The sequence below is a fragment of the Aquirufa sp. Wall-65K1 genome (genome assembly GCF_054558475.1).
Genome location: NZ_JBPXKD010000032.1, coordinates 1 through 247, shown reverse-complemented (window position 1 = coordinate 247; position 247 = coordinate 1). Strand labels below are relative to the sequence as shown.

Below are 247 nucleotides of genomic sequence, written 5' to 3'. Positions count from 1 at the left end.
GAAGTAATGGTACCTGTAAGTGTACCACCTAAAGTACCAGTACCTGTCTTACGAGTAAGAGTAACTGTTCCATCAGCGGTGGCATTGACCGCATTGCCGTTTACGTCGGTTAATGTAACTGTAACGGCAAACCCTGTACCAGCTGTTTGTTGCGAGATAGAAGAAACGACTAATTTATTCGCTGTACCAGCAGTGTAAGTAATGGTAGATTGAGTTTGGGAACCAGTACCACTTTTCACAGGAGCTG

General features: G+C 44.5%; 1 protein-coding gene. It reads right to left on the bottom strand.

Translation table 11 applies throughout. The features are described from left to right. Positions 1 to 247 (bottom strand): hypothetical protein (locus ACST15_RS12580; RefSeq protein WP_459455001.1); only part of this gene is annotated, 247 nt, incomplete at both ends.